Below are 22137 nucleotides of genomic sequence, written 5' to 3' on the forward strand. Positions count from 1 at the left end.
AAAGTTATCCCTCCTTTTATTGAATCGGTTCTACATCTTACGGTTGGCAGAGAGTGCATAAAACCCGCTGCCGGTTTGCTCATGCAGTGCAGTCATAACAAAATAGCGCATATCGTCCATCGCATGGTCGTTCTCTTTTTTGGGCGCGTCATGTTTTAAACCCTCATCCCAGCAATAAAGCGAAAATTCACGCAGGCAGTCGGTACAGCTTTCATGAAAACGCAGCTTACCGCTGCGCAGCAAGTCGCCCACACGCCTGATTCCTACAGCCACATCATTGACTGCGGCAATACACCGGTATTTGCCGTGCCTGCGCACACACTGTATAAAGCTTGCCGCCGACGGGTCTACTATCACCGCAGTAACCGTAAGCTCCCCAGCCAGTTCCTCCAGTGCATCGTAATATTCCTCGTCGGTTTTCAGTACCCCCGCTGTGCGCGAGTTGTGGTAATACTCCCGCAAACGGTACCATATGCCGTTACTAAGCCCCCACAGCCCCATCGACATTGGGTTTACCGTACCGTAATCGCACGAAATGTAGTATTTTTCGCATATCGGTGGTTCACCATGCACCACGTGCTGCTGTTCGCTGAACATCGGGTAAATCAGCCCCTGCGCCGCAACCCATTTTCCCAATACAAACCGTTCGTAAAATACGCCGGAATACATTTCTTCGTATCGGCGTTTGATTTTCTCAGAGAGCGAAAGGTTATCTTCCATGGTAAAATGCAGGTATAGCGCATTTTTCTGCTTTGCTTTTTGAATCCATTCGGTGTAGAACCAGTGAAAGGGATGCTCTGGATTGCAGTTGAACCAAAACCGAGAGTGTGCAACCGAACAGCGCGCAACGGCCTGTTCCACAAAAGAACGCGGCATCAGCGCAACTTCATCCAGCAGTACGCCTGCCAGCGTTACCCCTTGGATATTTGCCGCCGAGCCTTCATCTTTGCCGCCAAACAGGTAGTACCGGTTGCTTTTGCCCCCAAAATGGATGTCGATGTAGTTGCGGGACAGTTTGTCGTTGCAAGTAAAGCCCAATACACTTAAATTTTGCAGCAGCGGGGTAACCAGGTTGCGCCGTACCGAGGTGATGGTTTTACCGCAGATGGCAAACGAGGCTCCGTCAAAGCAGAACATGCTCCACGATACAAACCCCAACGACATACAGAGCGTTTTACCGCTTCGTATTGCCCCGTCGCAAATGATAGCATCGTGGCTTTCATAAGGGCTGCCCGTACACCACCAGTTCATCGCGGTAATCTGTCGTTTCGAAAATGGCTTAAACTTCGTCATGCCTGTTCACATCCAACTTTTTTGAAGAATCATCCGGTACGCTGCCCATAATCGCGCGGTAAAAGGGCAAGGCATCCTCCTCTTTGCTTTTGTCTTGTGCAAGCCCTGCCAGCAGTTCCATTGCCTTAAAGCGGTCAAAAATTTTTACCTCTACACCGTTTTTGCCGCGCTTCAGCTCTGCAACATGAAACAAATCTAAATTTGCTAACTCATCGGGTGCTGGGGCATCTTCTAAAAACAAAAGCTTTACTGCATCAGAGATACTCCCAAATGCCAGCCGATGCAGCCCCGCCTTTACTTGCGCCGAGTAATCTGTCTCCACCTTCTCTGATGGCTGCTTTTTACGATTTTGTTTGCCTTTCAAATCAATAGCCTCCCTTTCAATACAACTGGCAGAACAGGGCAGATATGGTAAATCTGCTGCAAAAACTACACACAACCGCAAAAAAAGCCGTGAAACCGCACCCAGCCTATTGTGTAAACAATTGGCAGAAGGTATAATAATCTGTAGACTAAACGGTATCAAACATTAAAATTGCTTGATTCCGCACGGTGATATTCGATATAATAAAAATTGTTTTAATTTCATAGACTGATTTGATAATAAAGGGGAAACATTGTTACAGAATGCCTATATTAAACCTTGTACTCATCGAACCGCAAATTCCGCAAAACACCGGCAACATTGCCCGTACCTGTGCAGCAACAGGCGCACGTTTGCATTTGGTGGGGCCCATGGGCTTTGCCATTGATGACAAAAAACTAAAAAGGGCAGGGCTCGATTACTGGCACCTGCTTGATATTACCTACTACAAAAACATGGCGGAATTTTTTGAAAAAAACCAAGACGGTAAATTTTTCTATTTCACTACCAAAGGCAGGCATATCCACAGCGATGTGCAGTACCCCGATAATGCCTACCTTGTATTTGGCAGGGAAGACGCGGGCTTGCCCGAAGAACTGCTGCTCCAAAATCCCGATTCCTGTGTGCGATTGCCTATGATTGCAGATGCACGCAGCCTCAATCTTTCCAATACAGTTGCAATCGCAGCCTACGAAGTGCTGCGTCAATGGAATTACCCGACGCTCAAATGGTCGGGACAGCTTACCAAATATAAATGGGAGGACTAACAACTTGGAAAAGATCAAGTTTATAACCGATTCTGCATGCGACCTTCCGCAGGAGGCTGCACAGGAGTTCGACATCACTGTGCTCCCTATTCCCATCACAATCGATGGGGTCGGTTATCTGGAACGAGTCGATTTTACGCCCCAACAGTTTTATAAACGCCTGCTTGATGCGAAAACCATTCCTGTCACCAGCCACATAACGGCGATTGCCTTTGCCGAGCAATATAAGCAGGCGTATCAGCAAGGCTACACCCATGTGGTGGTAACTACCATCAACTCCAAAGGCTCCAATATGTTCGACGCTGCCAATATGGCAAAATCTTTGTTCTTTGATGAATGCCCCGATGCCGAAGGCAAGCTTACCGTTTATGTTATCGATTCAAAAGTTTATACCATTCCCTATGGTTATGCCCAGTGTGAGGCTGCTAAGATGGCGAAAAATGGCAAGCCTTGCGCCGAAATTGCAGAATATCTCATCGATTTCTTTGACCGTGTAGAGGTGTATTTTGCGGTGTACTCACTCGAATTTGCCAAAAAATCAGGGCGCATTAACTGTGCTGCTGCTTTTGTTGGTGATGTACTGGGGCTGCGCCCTATTCTTTCGATTATCGACGGTGAAATGAAGATTGTAGACAAGGTACGCGGAGATAAAAATGTTGTCCCCAAACTTGCTGAGATTGCAGAAAAACGGCGTGTGGGTGATACCCCGTTCTTGTGTATTCGCGCCATGACCGATGATGTTGGTGAACAGCTTACCGATTTGATGCAGCAAAAAACAGGCGTTCAGTCGCTGGGGCTGTACTACGCCGGTGCCTCGATTGCTATCAATGCAGGCCCTCGCCTTGCCGGAGTTATGATTCTGGGGGAGAAACGCACCAAAAAATGATGATAAAATTCGCCATTTTATACAATGTCCCACTTGCAAAAGCAGGTGGCATGTTATAAAATAAAGATGGTTTGTTTTTAGTTTAACAATGCCAAAAAACAGGCAATTAAAGATAAGGAAAGGGAGACTGAAATGACAGCTTTCAACAAAAAGACGGTTGATGATATCAATGTTTCCGGTAAAAGAGTACTTGTACGTTGCGATTTTAACGTACCCCTGAAAAGTGGTGTCATCACCGACGAAAACAGAATCGTCGCTGCACTGCCTACTATTAAAAAACTGATTGCAGACGGAGGTAAATTAATCCTCTGCTCGCATCTTGGCAAACCCAAAGGCGAGCCAAAACCAGAGCTTTCTCTTGCTCCTGTAGCGGTCAGGCTTTCCGAACTGCTGGGTAAAGAGGTTGTTTTTGCTGCAGACGATAATGTTGTCGGCGAGAATGCAAAAAAAGCTGTTGCTGCTATGAAAGACGGAGATGTGGTTCTGCTTCAGAACACCCGTTACCGTATAGAAGAAACCAAAAACGGTGAGGCTTTCAGCAAAGAGCTTGCCGGCCTTTGCGATGTTTTTGTAAACGATGCATTCGGTGCAGCACATAGAGCGCACTGTTCTACCGTTGGTGTTACCCAGTTTGTCAAAGAGGCAGCTGTAGGCTACCTGATGGGCAAAGAGCTTAAATACCTCGGCAATGCTGTTGCCAACCCGGTCAGACCGTTTGTTACCATTCTCGGCGGTGCTAAAGTTGCCGATAAACTAAATGTCATTGAAAATCTTCTCAGTAAAGCAGATACCCTCATCATCGGCGGCGGTATGGCTTATACTTTCCTTGCTGCAAAAGGGTATGGCGTAGGTACTTCTCTGCTTGATAATGAAAAGATTGATTACTGCAAAGATATGCTTAAAAAAGCAGAGGAAAAAGGCGTAAAAATTCTTCTTCCCATCGACTGTGTCATTGCAAAATCTTTCCCCGATCCGATTGATGCAGAAATTGACGTTAAAGTTGTCGCTGCAGATGCAATCCCTGCTGACTACATGAGCCTTGATATCGGCCCCAAAACTGCCGAATTGTTCGCAGATGCTGTTAAATCGGCTAAAACCGTTGTTTGGAACGGCCCAATGGGTGTATTTGAAAACCCTGTTTTGGCAAAGGGCACCATCGCTGTTGCAAAAGCTCTTGCCGAAACCGATGCTACTACCATTATCGGCGGTGGTGATTCCGCTGCTGCTGTCAATACTTTAGGGTTTGGCGATAAGATGACCCATATCTCTACAGGCGGCGGCGCATCTCTCGAGTTCCTCGAGGGCAAAGAACTCCCCGGTATTGCTTGCGTTAACGACAAATAAGTCGGACAGATATGTCCGGCAGTAATCCGGGCATGCCTTTTGTTTTTTGTGCACTGCCCGCAAAAACTGCCGCAAAACGGCATAATAAAAGGCGCGGACAGATACCGCGCCTTTTTGTTGGTAGAATGGTAGAATAGTTATGTAAAACATTTTTGAATAAAGGAGATTATCATTATGAATAAAGCATTGCGTAAAGCTGTTATTGCAGGTAACTGGAAAATGAACAAAACCCGCCCCGAGGCAAAAGCGCTGATTGAAGATTTGAAACCGCTTGTGGCAAACGCTGCTTGCGATGTTGTTATCTGTGTACCCTACACCAACCTCGAAACTGCTCTTGATTTGACGAAAGGCACCAACATCAAGGTTGGCGCAGAAAACTGCCACTGGGCTGCTTCCGGTGCATTTACTGCTGAAATTTCTGCAGGTATGCTCACCGAGATGGGCGTAGAGTACGTTATTATTGGTCACTCCGAGAGAAGACAGTACTTCGGCGAAACCGACGTAACTGTCAACAAACGCGTCAGAGCTGCTTTGGATGCAGGCATGAAAGTAATCCTTTGTGTAGGCGAACTGCTTGAGCAGCGCGAACAAGGCATTACCGAAGAAATTTGCGGCCTGCAAACCAAGATTGCACTGCAGGGTGTTACCAAAGAAGAGCTCAAAAACATTATCATCGCTTACGAGCCGGTATGGGCAATCGGTACAGGCAAAACCGCAACCTCCGATCAGGCAAATGAGGTTAATGGCACGATCCGTAGCGTAGTTGAAAAATTGTATGACAAGGCTGCTGCAGATGCGCTTACCGTACAGTACGGCGGCTCGATGAATGCTGCAAACGCAGAAGAACTGCTCGGTAAAGAGCATGTTGATGGCGGACTCATCGGCGGTGCATCTCTCAAAGCTCCCGATTTTGCTGCAATTGTTGCTGCTGCGTCCAAGTAAAAGGAGGATCCTCTCATGGCAAAAAGACCTTTAGCGCTACTTATTCTTGATGGCTTTGGTAAAAACGACAATGAGTACGGCAATGCCATCAAAGCCGCTCATAAACCCAATATCGACCGTCTGTTTTCACAAAATCCAATGGCTTTTATCGGTGCTTCCGGTATGGACGTTGGTTTACCCGAGGGACAGATGGGTAATTCCGAGGTTGGCCACACCAATATCGGTGCAGGCAGAATCGTTTATCAAGAACTTACCAGAATTACAAAATCCATTGCTGACGGCGAATTTTTCGGTAACGAGGCACTGGGCGGTGCCATCGAAAATTGTAAAAAGAACGGAACCGCTCTCCACCTCATGGGGCTCGTATCCGATGGCGGTGTACACAGCCACAACGGGCATCTGTACGGCTTGCTTCAGTTGGCAAAAAATGCGGGGCTCACCAAGGTGTTTGTTCACTGCTTTATGGACGGCAGAGACGTTCCCCCCATGTCGGGCAAAGACTTCCTTGCAGAGCTAGAAGCAAAAATGGCCGACATCGGTGTGGGCAAAATTGCAACCGTTATGGGCAGATACTATGCTATGGACCGTGATAACCGCTGGGAGCGAGTTTCTCAGGCATATGCTGCAATGGTTTACGGCGAGGGCAACAAAAACCACAGTGCAACCGATACGATGGAAAAATCTTACGCACAAAATGTTACCGATGAATTTGTCCTTCCTACTGTTTGTGCAGAAAACGCTTCGGTTAAAGCAAACGACTCGGTTATCTTCTTTAATTTCCGCCCCGATAGAGCGCGCGAAATTACAAGAACTTTTGTTGATGAGGCGTTCAATGGTTTTGAGCGTAAAACCGGCTTCTTCCCACTGTACTTTGTGTGCATGACGCAATACGACGTAACGATGCCGAACGTACATGTTGCATTCAAGCCGCAGTCGCTCACCAATACCTTTGGTGAGTATATCTCCGATAAAGGTCTCACTCAGCTTAGAATTGCAGAAACCGAAAAATATGCACACGTCACATTCTTCTTTAACGGCGGCATTGAAGCTGCTTATAAAGGCGAGGATCGTGCGCTGATTCCATCCCCTAAGGTTGCTACTTATGATTTGAAACCGGAAATGAGTGCATATGAGGTTACCGACGAACTGCTTGCGCGCATTGAAAGCGATAAATACGATGTTATTATTTGCAACTTCGCCAACTGTGATATGGTCGGCCACACCGGCGTGTTTGAGGCTGCTGTCAAAGCGGTCGAAGCCGTCGATACCTGCTTGGGTAAAGTCGTCAACGCTATCCTTGCCAAGGGCGGTGCGGCACTGATTACAGCAGATCACGGCAACGCAGATAAAATGTACGAGGATGACGGTTCGCCGTTTACCGCACATACCACCAACCCTGTGCCGTTTGTGGTTACGGGCTATCCATGCGAGCTCCGCGAAGGTGGCAGGCTTGCAGATATCGCCCCCACTATGCTTGAAATACTGGGGCTTGAGCAACCCACTGAGATTACCGGAAAATCTCTCATAAAAAAATAAAAAATGCAAATAAATGGTCAAGACCTGCGCATACTACCTTGTATGACGCAGGTCTTTATCGTAAAAACAACTTGTTATTTTTTGACACCGGTATTATAATAGTAATAATCTGTTAGTATTTTACCGATCATAATGTATGGGAGGCAACAAAATGAAAAAAGGAACATTAATCTCAATTATTATTGCACTCATCGCGGTGGCGGGTGCGTTGCTCGGCTTGGTAGCTTATATGAGAAGCAGAAGATGCTTGGAGTGCGGCGATGTTGAAGAAGATTATATCCCCGATGCAGAGGGCGACTACGATATGGAATATTACGTAGATGATCAGCCTGAAGCAGTACAGCCCGTTGAAGATACATCGGATTCTGATGATGGTTATGTTTCTACACCGGTTTCAGCCGATGATACCGAGGACGATGACATCACTGAATAACCTTGAAAAATAAAAAATAATACCCTTTGTAAATTTTTTTGCAAAGGGTATTGCATTATTATTCTATCTGTAGTATAATAATAAAGCACCAGGGGAATACAGCAAAAACTAAATATCGCGGGATGGAGCAGTTCGGTAGCTCGTCGGGCTCATAACCCGAAGGTCGTAGGTTCAAATCCTACTCCCGCAACCAACAAGAGACTTAAACATACTGTTTAAGTCTCTTCTTTTGTTTATATATCAAAAATATATTAAAGCATACAAAAAATACAAAAGCAAAGCGAGCACTTCCGGTAATGGAAATGCCCGCCTTTTATTCTCACAAACGTAAATAAAGCGAAATATCTTTATTTATTGATAACTTGAATAAGTACAAAAGATTAATTACTACTTAAGTCTTTTTTATAAAGTGCAAACCGCATTTTGGGCAAGTAATCTCAATTTTACCCTTTCCTTTAGGAACACGAAGTTTTTGCTTGCAAGAAGAACATTTATAAAAACGGTAGTATTTTCTATCTGAGAATAATTTCTTCTTTTTAATAAACCAGTTTTCAAAATGTCCTTTAAATGTCAAATATGCTTGATTCTCCGTTGCTCTTTTAGCGATATTGCGAGAGCATATCCGATAAATATTTACAGCAAAAATTAGTAAACCCAACCAATTAATAATGTGGGTTTTAAGCAAATAATCCAGTAGCATAAACGCTAATGCCAAGATGTTTAAATCGCGCGACAGTACATCAATACCATTTCTTCCATACATCCATTGTTGCAGGCGATAGCGCATTTGTGTCAAAAAACTCATCTAAACAAATCTCCTCTAAAACATTTTATAATTATATAAAATACAAAATAATTATTAATTGAGAACAGAATTTATGTTAAAATTGTAAGAATAGATGTTTTGTTAGGCTCTGTTTGCTAATCTGCAGCCATCTGCAAATGTCTTGGGTCAAGAGGGCTTGGTTGACATAATTCTGTTTTTCAAATATTATTATAACAGAAAATGAGGCTATTCGGCACTCATTTTTAACCACCTTTATGCAAATTTTTTATTTTCAATGCATATTTGGCGTCAATCATTGGTATATAGCGTTAACAAAAAACTGTTTTGCTGCGGATATATACGTATTTTTGGAGAGTATAATGGATATTTATGATGGAGCAAAAATTATAGTAAACGATTGGTTGCAGTCTAAGAGGGATGAAGTACTGCATTTTATAACAGATGAGAATCATTTGAAAGAGGCAGATGCCTTTGAAAAAGCCACCTTGGCAGCAGGCGCTGTGCCCAAAATAACTGTTTTACCATCAGGCGAAATACAAAGCGGCGATGTCTTTGACGAGCTGCAGGCTACGATGCCTTATGCAAATGCGATTATCGGCGCAACACATTTTTCTTTTATTACAGTAAGTGCAGTGGATTATTCCTTAAAAAAAGGTTCCAGATTTTTATCCCTGCCTCTACATACAAATGACGGAAGTTCTATTTTTGAAAATGACTTTATTACGATGAACCCACACGTTGCACAAAAAAAAGCCAAACCAATTATTAAACACTTGAAAAAAGCGAGCAAGATTACGGTTAAAACAAATAGGGGAACCGATGTTACTTTTACAAAAGAAAAAAGAATAGTAGGGCTGTTTAGCGGCGAATGCTCAAAAAAGAAAACGATCGCTTCATCCAGTTTTGAAATTTATATTCCTATTGAAGAAACTACAACAAACGGCACAATTGTTGTGGACGGTTCGCTCGGCTATTTAGGAGTTGTTGAGAAACCACTTACACTTCATTTTAAAAATGGATATCTTACAGAGATAGAAGATACTGCCGACGGTAAAAAACTAAAAGAATATCTAAACAGTTTTCATGATAAAGAAATGCTGTGTGCTGCAGAATTTGGTATTGGCCTCAATGAAAAAGCTCGTTGCAGAGGTGTTTCTTATATCGAAGATGAATCTGCATTTAAAACATTTCATGTAGGATTTGGAAGAAATATTGCTCTTGGCGGCAACCATGATGCTGCGGGGCATTTTGATATAGTAACAAAAAACCCCGATATCTGGGCGGGAGATATCAAAATAATGGAAAATGGTAATCTTTGTTTTTGATGATTCTTTAAAAAATAATCAAAATTGCCATGTATTTATATATATTTTCCTCTTAATTATTGAAAATGCTTAAAAAGTATATTATTATATAGTATATATAATGTCTTGAGATGGCAAAAAAATGGAGGGTAATTTTATGGAAGTATTAAAACTAATTGGTGTGCTTATCGTAGTTGTAGGTTTAATCCTAAAATTCGATACACTAGCAACAGTGGTTGTGGCGGGTCTGGTTACAGGCTTAGTATCCGGTATGTCTCCGCTCGAAATTCTCACTGTACTGGGTAACTCGTTTATCAGCAATCGTCTTGCAACTCTTTTTGTTCTCACACTGCCTGTTATTGGCATTTGTGAGCGTTATGGCTTGAAAGATAAAGCAGTTGATTTTATTAAAACGTTAAAAAATGCGACTGCCGGACGTATTGCATCGCTCTATTTGGTTATTCGTACCGTTGCGGCTGCTTTTTCTGTGCGTATCGGCGGACATCCCCAGTTTGTCCGTCCAATTATTAACCCCATGGCTCAAGGTGCTGCTATAGCTAAATTCGGTGAAGTTGATGAAAAAGCCGAAGATGATATCAAAGGTATGTGCGCCGCTGATGAAAACTTTGGTAACTTTTTTGGTCAAAACTGCTTTATGGGCGCATCAGGTACTTTGCTCATCGTATCTACACTTGTCGAACAGGGCATTCAGGTAGACGCACTTGGTATAGCTATGTGGTCTATCCCAATTGCAGTCATTTCTGCAATTGCAGGGATTACTTTCAACTCAATATTTGATAGAAAATTGGCAAGAAGACTTTCTAAGAAGACGGAGGGCGGAAAATAATGGATTCTGTACTTAATTTAGCTGAAATTTCCACTTGGGGGCTTTCCAAGACCGTCTCTGAAATTCTCTACATTATAATTGGTATTATCTTTGTATTGGTTGGCGTAAAAGCACTAAAAGACAGTGCGCTGAAAGTACGCAGTTTTACCGCTGCATTTTGGTTTATACTTGCATTTACTTTCATCGTTGGGCCTTATGTGCCTAAATTTGTAATTGGTATCTGCGTTATTTTATTGTCATTGCTTACTGCTCTTGGCAAAGTAAGGCAAAGCAAAAGCGATGTACCCGATGCTGAAGTCACTCGCAAAAATGCCGATAAAATGGGGTATAAAATTTTTGTCCCATCTTTGTTGCTTGCGATTTCTGCTGTGCTGGTTGCAACTTTTTGGAAAGAACTCGGCCCCAATAATGCTATCGGCGTTTCTGCCATCATTGCATTGGTTGCCGTTTTTGTTATCACAAAAGCAAAAGCCAAAAGTATTGTTACAGACGGTACTCGCCTAATGGATAATGTTGGCCCTGTGGGTATTCTTCCTCAGGTTTTGGCGGCTTTGGGTGCGTTGTTTACCGCTGCCGGTGTAGGTGACGTAATTGCTTCGGGTGTTCAGGCAATTATACCTGAAGGCAACAAGTTTATTGCGGTTGCTGTCTATTGCATTGCCATGGCTTTATTTACCGCTATTATGGGCAATGGCTTTGCAGCGTTCTCGGTTATCACCGTGGGTATCGGTATTCCGTTCTTGATTGCACAGGGTGCAAACCCGCTTGTTGTAGGTGCTTTGGGTCTTACAGCCGGTTTCTGCGGAACGCTTATGACCCCGATGGCTGCAAACTTTAACATTATGCCTGCTGCACTTCTTGAAACAAAAAACAAGTACAACATTATTAAAATGCAGCTTCCTGTAGCGATTACAATGCTTATCGTTCACATCTTGTTGATGTATTTCCTTGCATTTTAATGAATAGAAAAATTTTTAGCTTATGTAATATAAAACTCTTAAGCGCATCTAAGAAAGGAAAATAAAATGAAATTATTACTCACTGCATTTGATCCATTCGGGGGAGAAAAAATCAATCCTGCACTGGAAGCAGTAAAACTTGTTAGCGATAAAATAGATAACATCGATATTGTCAAACTTGAAGTACCAACTGTCTTTAAAAAATCAGTTGCTACCGTTGCCGCAGCAATGGATAAAGAAAAACCGGATGCGGTTTTATGTATCGGCCAGGCAGGCGGAAGATTCGATATTACGCCGGAACGTGTTGCAATCAATGTAGATGATGCAAGAATAAAAGATAACGAGGGTAATCAGCCGATTGATGCGCCGATTTTTGAAGATGGCGATCCCGCTTATTTTACCACACTGCCCATTAAGGCAATGGTTGAGAACATCCGTGCAGAAGGGCTTCCCGCAAGTGTGTCAAACACTGCGGGTACGTTTGTATGCAATCATCTTATGTATGGTGTACTTTATACGATTGCAAAAAAACACCCCAACGTAAGGGGCGGGTTTACCCATGTTCCTTTTATTCCCGAACAAGTTGTAGGCCGCCCTTCGCCTGCACCTTCGCTTGCTTTGAAAGATATTGCAAGAGGGCTTGAAGCGGCGATTAAAGCAATTGGCACTCACTGGGATGATATTAAAACAGTGGGCGGTAAAGAACACTAAAACTTAAAAAAGCAGCCACATTTCCGTGGCTGCTTTTTTGCATCCAATCATGTATTTTAAAAATGGGTATAGGCTCAACTTTTTGGTTTACATGTATGCATTTGGTATAGTAAAATGTAAGTAACATCTGACGAAAGCAGACAATAAATCATTTTACAGCGAAAGTGAGAATTGAAATGGATTATTTTCAGATCATTGCTATTTTTCTGATAGCCATCTTTTATATTTCGTATTTTATGAAAATGCTTCTTCAACGCAAACAGGGCATTAAAACAGATCAGATTGCAAAAGGGAAAAAATCGGTCAGCACACAACGAGTGGAGCAGTTCATGCGCGTTGCAACTTTGGCAATTGTACCCGTCGAACTGGGCAGTGTTATATTGAATACGCATAAACTTCAGTCTCAAATATTTACAGCCATAGGTTTAGCCGTTGCAATGGTGGGTGTTTTGTGTTTTGTAATAGCAATGGTTACGATGAAAAACAGTTGGCGTGCAGGAATTAACTCAGCCGAAAAAACAACTCTCATTAAAAGCGGAATTTACCGTATTAGCAGAAACCCTGCTTTTCTTGGGTTTGACTTAATGTACATCGGTATTTTTATAGCTTATGCAAATGTGGTTCACTTTATATTTATGGCTTTTGCTATGGTAATGCTGCATTTTCAAATTTTAGAGGAAGAAAAGTTTTTACCCACAGTATTTGGCGAAGAATATTTGGATTATAAAAGAAAAACAGCAAGGTATTTTCTGTTCTTATAAATTTTGCTCAATGATTAGACAAAAATAATTTAAATGGCATACATTCGTTTAATTGTCACCGACATTAGAACTCCCCAATATTTTGATGTTAAGGAGAAGAATAAAATGAAAACACTGGTTGTTTATTACTCTTTAGAAGGCAATACAAAATATATATCAGAAATTATTGCAAACGAGCTGAACGCAGACTTAATAGAACTGCATACAAAAAAACAATTTCCATCCTCAGGTTTTAAGAAGTACTTTTGGGGCGGAAAAAGTGTATTGTTTAAAGAGCAGCCGGAGTTAACCAACGAAAATATTAATTTACAGCCTTACGACAGCATTATACTTGGTACACCCATATGGGCTGGTACCTATGCAGCACCGCTTAATACTTTTTTAAAGCAGTATAAGATGATAGGAAAAGACATTGCGTTAATAGCGTGTCATGCCGGTGGTGGAGCTGATAAATGTTTTAGTGCAATGAGAAAAGCACTTGGCAGCGATAATAATATGGTTGGGCAAATAGATTTCATAGAACCTTTAAAAAGAGATAAAGATGGCAATTTCAAAAAAGCGGTCAAGTGGTCGAATAGTTTAAAAATGTCTTAACAAACCGCACACTTAATAAAGTTTGATATATTAAAGTGTGTAGCCGCCATCATATTTTAAAGATATGTTTATCTCGTGCAAATTTAAACATAATAATGTTAAATTTGTAAAGGTGGTAAAAACAATGAACGATTATTTTGATAATCTTGATGAAATTGAAAAAAATCTTAAATATTTCATCACCAATCACCGCGAAATATACGAATCTTATGAGAATTTTGGTAAACTGGTTCACGAAAAAGGCGGCCCTTTGGATGAAAAAACACGTTGGCTCATTAAAGTTGCATTGTCTGCGGATTGTCAAAACGAATATTCTTTAACTACACATATCAAAAAAGCTTTTTGCGGCGGCTGTACGAAAGAAGAAATTGAGCATGCCCTGCTTCTTGTTGCGCCAACTGCAGGCTTCCCCAAAATGATGAAGGGGTTGCTTGTATTAAGAAATATATTGGAGCAAGATAATAAATAATCATACCTATCAAAAATGAACAGCCACGAAAGAAATCACTTTCGCGGCTGTTCATTTTTTCTTCATATTTTACTCGTAAATTATTTTAAACCCTGTGTGTTCAATGCAGTTCTTTATATCCATCTCGGTTGCAGGCTCGTTATATTCTACTTTTACTGTTCCTGTAGTTAGGTTAACACCAATTTCCTGAACTCCTTTAATCTTATCCAGCGCATTTTTTAACTGAGTTTTGCATTCTTTATTCTGTATTCCCGAAACACTGCATAATATTGTGTCCATTTTACACTCTCCTTTCAATTTGTTATTAACTTTTCTTTTCATGCTTGCTGCTGTGTGTGCCTACTTTCTTTCCGTCAATTATTCCTGCATCTGCATTGTCTTTGGGTTTCATTTTTCGTAATTCCGGGTTGCTTTTTGGTCGGTCTTTCATTCTGTTTTTATTGTTATCCATAGTCTAGCTCCCTTTATATTTGTATTTGCCGGTGTTAATAGTATTTATTGTAAGGTAAATAATATGCAGGCAATTACAGCTGTAGCAATGCAATCATCCGCCCAAAGTCACGTCCTGCTTATCGTACCAGGTCATGGCATTGTAAAATTCTTGCGGTATAAAATCGGGCCACATACTGTCCACAACATAAAAATCGGCATAAACAGATTGCACAGGTAAAAAACCCGAAAGTCTTCTCATCCCTCCCCAGCGTATAACAAGGTCAATTCGAGAAATATCGTTTGACTGCAGGTTTTCAAAGATCTTTTCACGACTGTTCCCATTTTCACCAATGGATGATAAATCCCATTCCCAGCCATAGTTCACCAAAAAATTAACTTTAATTCCGCCCCCATTGATATCGGTTCGGACAGTATAAGGCTTCAATTCGCTTGGAAATGCCGGGGATTGTGAATTACCCACAACCAGCAATGAAACGCCATCCGCAGCAATGAGCTGAACAGCCTCCACGCAAGATTTTGAAAATGCCTCCAATTGTTTGGCAGGGCGTTTGCAGTTATCGGTCGTAAAACCGTAATAGGTAATTTCCTTTATGCCGTATTCTTTTGCAAGGTGCAGTAATTCTAGCCCGGGTTTGAGGCCAAAATGATATCCCTGATGCTTTTCCATCCCGTTTTTTTGCGCCCATCGCCTGTTCCCATCCGGGATAATACCTATATGTGAAGGAATTCTGATAGTATCACATCCTTATTGTTTTCATTAGTATGGTTAAATTGTGTAAAAAACATACAACTATTCAGACAATATAGTTTTTATAAGACTATTATTTGTCTATTGGCATATGGAAGAATTCGCCAAATTGTGCTATGATATAAAGATATAAGTAGCAATTAAATAAATGAGTTGGAGTGATTTCCCATGATGTGGAAAGAAAGTTATAAAATTGGGGTAGACTTGATAGACGAACAGCATATAGAATTGTTTAAAATGGTTGAAAGCTTATTAAAAACATTTGAAACAGATAAAAACTGGGATAACAAAGAAAAATATATAGATGCAATTACTTTTATGAAGAATTACGTAGTGAAACATTTTCATGAAGAAGAGTTGTATCAAGCCTCAATTCACTACAGCGATATCGAAAACCATAAAAAAGAGCATAGAGCTTTTACAAAAACCGTTCTTGATTACGAAAAGAAATTTATTGCTGCCAATTATGATGTGAAACTTGTAAAAGAGTTTGCCGGTACATTAGTATCGTGGCTCATTTACCACGTTGCCGAAACTGACCAGCGCATTGTAAACGGTGTACAAAAGGCAGATGATGCTTCAAAGTCTCATTTAGATTGTTTTTCTGCAGGTGCTGCTCAGGTTTTCGAGAAGATGTTCGAAATGAAAGAACTGGACATTCAGCAAAATGCTTTGCCCGGTAACATTATTTCGGGAGACATCTATTCAAAAATCGAGTTTGTGGGAGATTTTAAGTGCGAAGCAGTCTATGCATTCCCAAAAGAACTTGCTTTTGAACTTATGAAAATTATGACATTCATGGATACAAATGAAATCAACGAAATTGTTTGTTCGGCAATGGCTGAAGTATCAAATATTATCAGTGGTAACGCTGCTACCTCGCTATTAAACCAAAATATCACTAGTGATATTCTTCCTCCGGTAGTTACAGTAGGTACGTACGAAAGCAACGGTAAAAATCCACAGGTTGTATCGGTTCACACAGATATGGGCACAATGGAAATCATTGTGCTAAGCTAAAAAGTTATTCGGCAAATGCTCCCACAGTAAACAGTAAAAAATAAAACTGCTTACTTTGAGGGAGCTTTTTTCTTGTATATACCTATGTTATAATAGAGCTTGACAATGGCATTCATTTTTATTATTTTTTTTAAAACAACTAACTTTAAAATGTTTAAGTTAACAAGGAGAAGATATATCATGTGCTATCAGAGTGAAGAAATGGATACAGAACAAGTTGATTACCCTTGGCTGATATTCAAACTGGGCGGAGAGTATTTTGCTTTTAACAGTAAGTTGGTATCAAGTATTATAATTTTGCCGCAAAATATAGTACCTATGCCCAATTCCCCACAATTTGTGCGGGGGATTTTTGACCTTCGAGGAAAGATAATTCCTCTCATCGAACTGCGTACTTTGTTTGGCATGAAGTCGCTTACAAAAGAATACAAAGAATTTTCAGATATGCTCGAAGCACGCAAGCAAGATCATCTCCACTGGGTGCAAGAGTTAAAACGTACGGCAGAATTAAACGAACCTTTTAAATTGGCTACCGATCCTCATCAGTGTGCATTCGGTAAATGGTATGACAATTTTGAGTCTGATTTGCATACCGTCAATTTTCATATGAGAAAAATTGACGAACCACATAAAAAGCTGCATCAAACAGCCCTAGAAGTAGAAAAATGCAAAAAAGACTGTGAGAATTGCGAGCGAGAAGAATGCCTCAAGTCTATTTTCAACCGGCTGTCAAACGAATATGTCCCGCAAATTTGTTCTTTGATTGACGAAGCAAAAGTATTGTTTAAAGCAGATTTTCGTGAGATGGTGATAGTACTCGAGATACAAGATGATTACTATGGCATCATTGTGGATGAAATTGTATCGGTAGAAGATTTAGAGCAGGTAGGCTCCGTAAACAATCTGGGCTCGTCCGAACAATCAGACTTTATTTCTGAAGTTAGAAAAAGCAAATCTATTTCAAAAAGCATCTTAGTAATCGATGATTCTGTTTTAATCGGTGCTGTAACAGGCAAAAAAGCGGTTTCGTAAAACGGCAGGCGGAGCACCAGCTTCGCCTTTTTATATTTTACGGTAAGCGATTATTCTGAGTTAAAACAACGGTGAATTCTAGGGGGTACATGCAACCAACTTGGCAATACTACATTGTATATTCTTGCAATGCATTGAAGGGGATTTGTAATGATAGTAGCAACCGCTAAAATTAAACTTTATGCTCCATGGGTTCATTCGCTGAAAGAAAAGCGAATGATTGTGAAAAGCATTTGCGCTAAAGTGCATAATCGGTTTCATGTCTCTATTGCTGAGGTAGAGGAACAAGACACCCATCAAACCATTGTGCTGGGTGTTGCCTGCGTTGCCAATACGTCTTCATTTTCAGATAGTGTCATAGACAATGTTCTCAATTATATTGAGAGCAACACCGATGCAGAGATAACAGACATTCAAAAAGAGAACAGATAAAACGCATGTAATATTCAAATCATCAACAAAAAAGAGGTACAGGCTCCTATTATAGGGGTCTGTACCTCTTTTTTGCTTTGCAAGCCGTATGTCTGTTTTATAGCAATTACTCTTAATATCTGCCGTTTCGTATCTATTTATTATCCTTATATATTGCAAAAAGTTTGTTAACACAATGGTTACAAAAAGAATATGATACAGTATAAAAATAGAATAGGAGTTATTTTATGCTGAGTAATAATTATGGCATTATGGTGCTTGCAACCGTAAAACAGCCTACCACACTAATAGCCCTAATGTACATTCTGCTTCCAATTCTCTTGTTAAGTGCTGTTGTGGCTACAATTTTTATTGTTAAACGCAAGCATTTAAATCAGGATGAAGGCATCGACCAAGATGCCATAGAAAATATTGTGGAACGCACAGGTTATGCATACGATGCGAAACAAGACATTTTTTATTCGACTAAGGATGCATGGCAAAGAAAATACGGCTTTTGCCGGCTTTATGACGAGGCGGCTGCCCCATTAAGTATGATTGTAGACAGCGAACCGATTCATTTCGAATATCAGAATAAAAGGTGGCTCATCGAACTGTGGAAAGGCCAATACGGTATGACCACTGGTGCCGAAGTAGGTGTATATAATACAGAAGGATCCGATCTAAATATCCCGGGTGTTTTTAACGGTATATTTTATAACTGTGCAGATGATAACGACCAGTTGTTTATTTCATATTCTTTACGAAAATACGGTACGGTTCTTTTTTCAAGAGAAGATAAACACTGGTGGCTTACAGGTTTTATGTTGGGTGTATTTACAGAACCATCCGAGCTGATGATGGATGTTAGAATTACATTTAAAGATAGCGAAATGTGTAATGCATTTAAAAATGCGCTAAAACAAAAAGGGTACTTAGAACACGAATATAATATAACTAACAATGTGGTAAGTATTTTGTTTAATCGTCCTCATTCACCGCAGCCTCTTACCCGAACAGAACCAACGGACTGGATTACCCAAAGAAAAAATCAAATGTTATGCGAAGAATATCAAAAGCTTACAGGGGGGTATGCTACTACACCCGAAAAAATCGCCTCTCTTAAAAAGAAAGCCCCCCATCTCTATAACTTAATACTCCATATGGGCAGGCAAAAACTGAATTATAAAGGCTATAAAGCAATCGAACGCCGCCTGCTTTAGTGAGCTTTAACAGGTTTGTTCATGAAAAGGGGATGGAGGAATTTTATTGCATACTTATCAAAGAATCTCAAAGTTGTTCCAATCATCACAGCAAATTTCCTTTGACGATTCATCTAAAATTATTATTATGAGCGATTGTCACCGAGGTGACGGAAGCTGGGTTGATAACTTTGCAAAAAATCAAAACTTATTTTTTGCAGCATTAGATTATTATAACCAAGAAAAATACACGTATATAGAGCTTGGTGACGGAGATGAGCTTTGGGAGAATAAAAAGCTTTCAGACATTATCGATGTGCACAGCAATGCATTTTGGATGATGTCCCGTTTTTACGAAGAAGGCAGGCTGTATTTTATATACGGAAACCATGATATGGTAAAGAAGAACTTTCGTCTGGTAAAAGATGATTACAAAAACTGTTATGATGCCCGCCAGAAAAAATGCATTCCACTGTTTCCTGGTATAAAAATCCATGAAGGTATTGTATTGCGCCATGCGGTTTTAGATAAAAAAATATTTCTCCTGCATGGCCATCAGGCAGATTTTTTCAATTATAATTTATGGAAGTTGAGTCGTTTTTTAGTACGATATGTTTGGAAATTTTTCGAGTCCATCGGTGTAAATGACCCAACAAGCGCGGCAAAAAATTACGACAAAAAAAAGGCAGTGGAAATAAAACTTACACAATGGAGTGTTAAACAAAAGCAGATGATTATTGCAGGGCACACCCATCGGCCGGTTTTCCCCGAATTGGGCGAGCCGCTCTATTTTAACGATGGCAGTTGTGTTCACCCGCGTTGTATTACCGGAATAGAAATTACAGATGGCAACATTATGCTTGTAAAATGGAGTTATAAAACCCGAAAAGATGGTACTGTTTTTGTTGGCAGAGAAGTTCTTGCAGGGCCAATAAGATTAAAAGATTACTTTAGGCTGATGCCAACCGAAGAAGAATTTTTTGCAACCGGTTATATAAACTAAAAAAAGTGTGTTTCTAAAACAGAAACACACTTTTTTTAGTAGTTCTTTTTGATAAAAATTATTTGCTTATGCAATAATATCGGCAATAAGCTCCACCTTAATATTTAAGAGCTGAAACTTGCATATATGCAAGATAATTGGTTTATTATTTTGTTTGGAGGTCGATAAAATGAAGAAGAGACTTGTAGCGTTGGTTGCAGCCGGTATTCTGCTTTTAACAGCATGTGCAAAAATAGAAAATATTACTTTTACGGCGACTATTGAGAATGTATCCGATAACAATATTTTGGTTGCAACTACAGAAGATGTCGGCTTTGATAAAGCAAGTGTGCGGCTGACAGATGTCAAAATAGATTTTAACCTAACCAAAGGGCAAACAGTAGAGCTTACTATTTTGCCTGAAATTGCAGAGAGTTACCCTGTGCAGGTTACTGCGGTTGATATCAAACAGGTAAAATAACTGTTGAATTAAAAATACAATAAAAAAGTCCAGATTGAAAAGAATCATCTCCAATCTGAACCTTTTTTCGATTATATGATTTTGAATTTGCAGGTTTTCTGCATACAGGATTGATTGCCCCCCATGTGATACGCTGTGCAACATTTAATTTACGGCGCGCTTTTTTACTAAGCTTCTCTTTCGGAATAAATTTTTTCATATCTTCTTCACCCTTTCATCTATAGTATAACACTGCTTATTTGCTTTTTCTATGGAAAATTGTTCAATACTAAAAAATGCAGCACAATTTTTTGTAAGGTTCAAAAAGCATAAAAATATACGTTCTTGAAATACTATAAAAGAGGTGATATGATGCCAAAAAATAAAAAGGAAGAACAAGAAATAATTAAACAAGATAGTACCCAGCAAATAAATGCCTTTATGAATCGAAGCGCTAATCATTGCGAAAACCAAAATCAAAATCATAACACAAAGAAAGAGTCATTGGGGCCAAATACAAAGCGCTGAATCTTTAAAAACAGTAAAGGTTGCTAAATTTGTACCATAAGTTCACCATTAAAAAGTTTGTCTATCACTGCTGCCGCACTGCCCATAAGCGGCGCAGAACTGCCGAAAAAAGAACGCTTCACGTGTATTTTTCCCCGCCCTGCCGCTGCTAATCGGTCGTTGAGTTTTTGGCTGAGCAGCCGTTCCAATGTATGGCTGTCCGTTCTACATTCGTAACCCACTATCACATGATGAATATCCATAAGGGTAACTGCGTTTACGAGCCCATATGAAAGATATTGGCAGAACTCATCCAAAGCAGCAATTGCAACAGTGCTGCCGTTGTCTGCCATATTCAAAATATCCTCCCATAAATAATCACAATGCGGTTCGTTCTCTTTTGAGAATGACCGCATTTTTCGGTTCATCATGTCTATGTTGGAGTATAATTCCAAGCAGCCTACGTTGCCGCAGGTGCATTTTTTACCCCAAAAATCTATGGAAGTGTGGCCCAGCTCACCGCTCTGCCCCAAATCTCCGTGAAACACTTGATTGTGCAGTACATATCCCGAGCCGATACCGCCTTCAATGTGCAGATACAAAAAGTTTTCCATATCCCGCCCGTTACCGTAAATTTTTTCTGCCAGTGCTCCTGCCTTTGCATCGTTCATCAAATAGCAAGGCAAACCCGTTTGTTCATGAATCAATTGGGACAAAGGTAAGTTTTCGATACCGTAAAAATTAGGCGGATTTGCAATTGTTTGTGCAACAATATCAACAGGCCCCAATGAAGCGATACCCACCGCAATCATTTTACTGCAAGAGGCTGCCTGTAATTTACGGTAATGCTGTATCAGGTTAGATACCAATTTTTCAGCTGAGATACTACTGTAATCAAATCGCGACTCAGCCATAATATTGCCCTTTAAATCGCTTTGAATTACAATGCAAAAGCCACGCTTTACCAACATACCGCATACACTGGGGGCATTATCCGCAATGTCCAGCACAATCGGTTTTCGCCCTGCGCCCGAAAATTTTGGCATGGGGGCTTGTCTTTCACAAATAAAACCCTCATTTATCAAGTCTGCAACAATCTTGCTTGAAGTGGTTTTGGTAAGCCCTGTTTTGCGTGCAAGTTCAACTCTAGAAACGGGATATTTTGTTGCCACCAGCCGCAATATCAAAGCTCGGTTCTTAACTTTTACATCATTCAAGTTAAATCCAGAGTTCAATATTTGCCCACTCCTTTAGTAATTTATTGTATCTATTATAAAAGATTGTTAAAGAAAAATCAATGAATTGGAACCAATTAGTAATAAGTG

Annotated in this window: 28 protein-coding genes and 1 tRNA gene; 21 read left to right on the top strand and 8 right to left on the bottom strand. The window is 40.5% G+C overall.

Annotated elements, in window-relative coordinates:
* Positions 1 to 30: 30 nt before the first annotated feature.
* Both EDD70_RS12930 and EDD70_RS12935 read right to left on the bottom strand, forming a co-directional pair.
* A complete protein-coding gene (locus EDD70_RS12930; RefSeq protein WP_092756036.1) occupies positions 31 to 1293 on the bottom strand; it encodes a PBSX family phage terminase large subunit in 1263 nt (420 codons plus the stop codon).
* A complete protein-coding gene (locus EDD70_RS12935) occupies positions 1280 to 1657 on the bottom strand; it encodes a terminase small subunit (protein WP_092756038.1) in 378 nt (125 codons plus the stop codon). Before EDD70_RS12935 ends, EDD70_RS12930 begins: the two co-directional genes overlap by 14 nt.
* Before the next feature lie 263 nt (positions 1658 to 1920).
* Between EDD70_RS12935 and trmL the strand changes: the two genes are divergently transcribed.
* From trmL to EDD70_RS12970, 7 genes are all read left to right on the top strand, one after another.
* Positions 1921 to 2424, top strand: coding sequence for a tRNA (uridine(34)/cytosine(34)/5-carboxymethylaminomethyluridine(34)-2'-O)-methyltransferase TrmL (gene trmL / locus EDD70_RS12940; protein ID WP_092756040.1), 504 nt, complete (start codon positions 1921 to 1923; stop codon positions 2422 to 2424).
* 4 nt (positions 2425 to 2428) lie between these two features.
* On the top strand, positions 2429 to 3310 hold the full coding sequence (locus EDD70_RS12945) for a DegV family protein (protein ID WP_162840929.1): 882 nt from the start codon (positions 2429 to 2431) through the stop codon (positions 3308 to 3310).
* A gap of 132 nt (positions 3311 to 3442) precedes the next feature.
* Positions 3443 to 4654 carry a phosphoglycerate kinase gene (locus EDD70_RS12950; protein WP_092756044.1) on the top strand — a complete coding sequence of 404 codons (1212 nt, stop codon included), beginning with the start codon at positions 3443 to 3445 and terminating at the stop codon, positions 4652 to 4654.
* A gap of 174 nt (positions 4655 to 4828) precedes the next feature.
* Positions 4829 to 5596 (top strand): triose-phosphate isomerase, encoded by a 768-nt coding sequence (gene tpiA / locus EDD70_RS12955; protein ID WP_092756046.1) that lies wholly within the window; start codon positions 4829 to 4831, stop codon positions 5594 to 5596.
* 15 nt (positions 5597 to 5611) lie between these two features.
* Entirely contained in the window at positions 5612 to 7132 is a 1521-nt protein-coding gene (gpmI, locus tag EDD70_RS12960; protein ID WP_092756048.1) for a 2,3-bisphosphoglycerate-independent phosphoglycerate mutase, read from the top strand.
* Between the two features lie 151 nt (positions 7133 to 7283).
* Positions 7284 to 7565 (top strand): hypothetical protein, encoded by a 282-nt coding sequence (locus EDD70_RS12965; protein ID WP_092756050.1) that lies wholly within the window; start codon positions 7284 to 7286, stop codon positions 7563 to 7565.
* A gap of 116 nt (positions 7566 to 7681) precedes the next feature.
* Positions 7682 to 7758, top strand: a tRNA-Met gene (locus tag EDD70_RS12970).
* A gap of 198 nt (positions 7759 to 7956) precedes the next feature.
* Here the strand turns inward: EDD70_RS12970 and EDD70_RS12975 are convergent.
* On the bottom strand, positions 7957 to 8370 hold the full coding sequence (locus tag EDD70_RS12975) for a hypothetical protein (RefSeq protein WP_242943175.1): 414 nt from the start codon (positions 8368 to 8370) through the stop codon (positions 7957 to 7959).
* Positions 8371 to 8711: 341 nt separating this feature from the next.
* On the opposite strand from EDD70_RS12975, the gene EDD70_RS12980 reads away from it, so the two are divergent.
* The 7 genes from EDD70_RS12980 to EDD70_RS13010 all read left to right on the top strand — a co-directional run bounded on the left by EDD70_RS12980 (position 8712) and on the right by EDD70_RS13010 (position 13997).
* Positions 8712 to 9677: a 2,5-dihydroxypyridine 5,6-dioxygenase NicX family protein gene (locus tag EDD70_RS12980; protein ID WP_092756052.1), complete on the top strand. Its 966-nt coding sequence runs from the start codon at positions 8712 to 8714 to the stop codon at positions 9675 to 9677.
* Between the two features lie 136 nt (positions 9678 to 9813).
* A complete protein-coding gene (locus tag EDD70_RS12985) occupies positions 9814 to 10503 on the top strand; it encodes a DUF969 domain-containing protein (protein ID WP_092756054.1) in 690 nt (229 codons plus the stop codon).
* Entirely contained in the window at positions 10503 to 11462 is a 960-nt protein-coding gene (locus tag EDD70_RS12990) for a DUF979 domain-containing protein (protein WP_092756056.1), read from the top strand. Before EDD70_RS12985 ends, EDD70_RS12990 begins: the two co-directional genes overlap by 1 nt.
* A 66-nt stretch (positions 11463 to 11528) precedes the next feature.
* A complete protein-coding gene (pcp, locus tag EDD70_RS12995) occupies positions 11529 to 12173 on the top strand; it encodes a pyroglutamyl-peptidase I (RefSeq protein WP_092756058.1) in 645 nt (214 codons plus the stop codon).
* 176 nt (positions 12174 to 12349) lie between these two features.
* The gene (locus EDD70_RS13000; protein WP_092756060.1) at positions 12350 to 12934 is read left to right on the top strand and encodes a methyltransferase family protein; all 585 of its coding nucleotides are present in this window, start codon (positions 12350 to 12352) and stop codon (positions 12932 to 12934) included.
* Between the two features lie 105 nt (positions 12935 to 13039).
* Complete coding sequence (locus tag EDD70_RS13005) at positions 13040 to 13528, top strand: flavodoxin family protein (RefSeq protein WP_092756062.1); 489 nt, start codon at positions 13040 to 13042, stop codon at positions 13526 to 13528.
* 124 nt (positions 13529 to 13652) lie between these two features.
* Entirely contained in the window at positions 13653 to 13997 is a 345-nt protein-coding gene (locus EDD70_RS13010) for a carboxymuconolactone decarboxylase family protein (RefSeq protein WP_092756064.1), read from the top strand.
* Positions 13998 to 14066: 69 nt separating this feature from the next.
* On the opposite strand, the gene EDD70_RS13015 is transcribed toward EDD70_RS13010, so the two are convergent.
* The 3 genes from EDD70_RS13015 to uppS all read right to left on the bottom strand — a co-directional run bounded on the left by EDD70_RS13015 (position 14067) and on the right by uppS (position 15183).
* Positions 14067 to 14276 carry a heavy-metal-associated domain-containing protein gene (locus EDD70_RS13015; protein ID WP_092756066.1) on the bottom strand — a complete coding sequence of 70 codons (210 nt, stop codon included), beginning with the start codon at positions 14274 to 14276 and terminating at the stop codon, positions 14067 to 14069.
* A 25-nt stretch (positions 14277 to 14301) separates the two neighbouring features.
* Positions 14302 to 14448, bottom strand: coding sequence for a hypothetical protein (locus EDD70_RS15000; RefSeq protein WP_162840930.1), 147 nt, complete (start codon positions 14446 to 14448; stop codon positions 14302 to 14304).
* Positions 14449 to 14541: 93 nt separating this feature from the next.
* The gene (gene uppS, locus EDD70_RS13020; protein ID WP_092756068.1) at positions 14542 to 15183 is read right to left on the bottom strand and encodes a polyprenyl diphosphate synthase; all 642 of its coding nucleotides are present in this window, start codon (positions 15181 to 15183) and stop codon (positions 14542 to 14544) included.
* 183 nt (positions 15184 to 15366) lie between these two features.
* Between uppS and EDD70_RS13025 the strand changes: the two genes are divergently transcribed.
* The 6 genes from EDD70_RS13025 (at position 15367) to EDD70_RS13050 (ending at position 20326) form a co-directional block, all read left to right on the top strand.
* Positions 15367 to 16218: a bacteriohemerythrin gene (locus EDD70_RS13025; RefSeq protein WP_092756070.1), complete on the top strand. Its 852-nt coding sequence runs from the start codon at positions 15367 to 15369 to the stop codon at positions 16216 to 16218.
* A gap of 180 nt (positions 16219 to 16398) precedes the next feature.
* Positions 16399 to 17250, top strand: coding sequence for a chemotaxis protein CheW (locus tag EDD70_RS13030; RefSeq protein WP_162840931.1), 852 nt, complete (start codon positions 16399 to 16401; stop codon positions 17248 to 17250).
* A gap of 150 nt (positions 17251 to 17400) precedes the next feature.
* Complete coding sequence (locus EDD70_RS13035) at positions 17401 to 17682, top strand: DUF503 domain-containing protein (RefSeq protein ID WP_092756074.1); 282 nt, start codon at positions 17401 to 17403, stop codon at positions 17680 to 17682.
* Positions 17683 to 17909: 227 nt separating this feature from the next.
* Positions 17910 to 18884: a DUF4474 domain-containing protein gene (locus tag EDD70_RS13040; RefSeq protein WP_092756076.1), complete on the top strand. Its 975-nt coding sequence runs from the start codon at positions 17910 to 17912 to the stop codon at positions 18882 to 18884.
* A 46-nt stretch (positions 18885 to 18930) separates the two neighbouring features.
* Positions 18931 to 19866: a metallophosphoesterase gene (locus tag EDD70_RS13045; protein WP_092756078.1), complete on the top strand. Its 936-nt coding sequence runs from the start codon at positions 18931 to 18933 to the stop codon at positions 19864 to 19866.
* Between the two features lie 169 nt (positions 19867 to 20035).
* Positions 20036 to 20326, top strand: a complete 291-nt coding sequence (locus EDD70_RS13050; protein ID WP_092756080.1) for a putative periplasmic lipoprotein — start codon at positions 20036 to 20038, stop codon at positions 20324 to 20326.
* On the opposite strand, the gene EDD70_RS13055 is transcribed toward EDD70_RS13050, so the two are convergent.
* Complete coding sequence (locus EDD70_RS13055; RefSeq protein ID WP_092756082.1) at positions 20310 to 20525, bottom strand: hypothetical protein; 216 nt, start codon at positions 20523 to 20525, stop codon at positions 20310 to 20312. The two genes, EDD70_RS13050 and EDD70_RS13055, sit on opposite strands and share 17 nt — an antisense overlap.
* A gap of 149 nt (positions 20526 to 20674) precedes the next feature.
* Here EDD70_RS13055 and EDD70_RS15005 point away from each other — a divergent pair, with 149 nt between their 5' ends.
* A complete protein-coding gene (locus EDD70_RS15005; RefSeq protein WP_162840918.1) occupies positions 20675 to 20833 on the top strand; it encodes a hypothetical protein in 159 nt (52 codons plus the stop codon).
* A gap of 23 nt (positions 20834 to 20856) precedes the next feature.
* Here the strand turns inward: EDD70_RS15005 and EDD70_RS13060 are convergent, their stop codons facing one another.
* Positions 20857 to 22047 carry an ROK family transcriptional regulator gene (locus EDD70_RS13060; protein ID WP_092756084.1) on the bottom strand — a complete coding sequence of 397 codons (1191 nt, stop codon included), beginning with the start codon at positions 22045 to 22047 and terminating at the stop codon, positions 20857 to 20859.
* Positions 22048 to 22137: the final 90 nt, after the last annotated feature.

This window comes from Hydrogenoanaerobacterium saccharovorans (assembly GCF_003814745.1).
GTDB classification, from domain to species: Bacteria; Bacillota; Clostridia; order Oscillospirales; family Ruminococcaceae; genus Hydrogenoanaerobacterium; species Hydrogenoanaerobacterium saccharovorans.